Source organism: Salmonella sp. SAL00670 (assembly GCF_046552235.1).
GTDB lineage: Bacteria > Pseudomonadota > Gammaproteobacteria > Enterobacterales > Enterobacteriaceae > Salmonella > Salmonella enterica.
Genome location: NZ_JBGDUO010000023.1, coordinates 1 through 562, shown reverse-complemented (window position 1 = coordinate 562; position 562 = coordinate 1). Strand labels below are relative to the sequence as shown.

Sequence of the window (562 nt, the reverse complement as noted above, 5' to 3'; positions counted from 1 at the left end):
GTGCTCCCACTGCTTGTACGTACACGGTTTCAGGTTCTTTTTCACTCCCCTCGCCGGGGTTCTTTTCGCCTTTCCCTCACGGTACTGGTTCACTATCGGTCAGTCAGGAGTATTTAGCCTTGGAGGATGGTCCCCCCATATTCAGACAGGATACCACGTGTCCCGCCCTACTCATCGAGCTCACAGCACATGCGCTTTTGTGTACGGGGCTGTCACCCTGTATCGCGCGCCTTTCCAGACGCTTCCACTAACACACATGCTGATTCAGGCTCTGGGCTCCTCCCCGTTCGCTCGCCGCTACTGGGGGAATCTCGGTTGATTTCTTTTCCTCGGGGTACTTAGATGTTTCAGTTCCCCCGGTTCGCCTCATTAACCTATGGATTCAGTTAATGATAGTGTGACGAGTCACACTGGGTTTCCCCATTCGGGTATCGCCGGTTATAACGGTTCATATCACCTTACCGGCGCTTATCGCAGATTAGCACGCCCTTCATCGCCTCTGACTGCCAGGGCATCCACCGTGTACGCTTAGTCGCTTAACCTCACAACCCGAAGATGTTTC

Annotated in this window: 1 rRNA gene; it reads right to left on the bottom strand. The window is 53.7% G+C overall.

The features are described 5' to 3' along the window. Positions 1-542: ribosomal RNA gene (locus ACLJRS_RS23585) — 23S ribosomal RNA — on the bottom strand; the annotation flags it as partial. Between the last annotated feature and the right edge of the window lie 20 nt (positions 543-562).